The sequence below is a fragment of the Exiguobacterium sp. HSB13 genome (assembly GCF_056764755.1).
Window position 1 is genome coordinate 1 of sequence record NZ_JBUZOM010000056.1, and the last position, 238, is coordinate 238.

Below are 238 nucleotides of genomic sequence, written 5' to 3' on the forward strand. Positions count from 1 at the left end.
AATTCTCATCTCGCCTACCTGTGTCGGTTTACGGTACTGGCGCCTTCCCCCTCACTAGAGGCTTTTCTTGGCAGTGTGAAATCGTGACCTACGTCCCTACGGGACTCCGCGTCGTTCCTTGACTTTGATGCCTGACGGATTTGCCAATCAGACGGTCTTGAAACTTGCACATGCACTTCCATCCGCATGCGTCACTATCCTCCTGCGTCCCCCCATTGTTCAAACGGTGGATCGGCGG

Annotated in this window: 1 rRNA gene; it reads right to left on the reverse strand. The window is 54.6% G+C overall.

Annotation, left to right across the window (positions count from 1 at the left end):
* Positions 1–238, reverse strand: a 23S ribosomal RNA gene (locus ACZGCQ_RS17035); the annotation flags it as partial.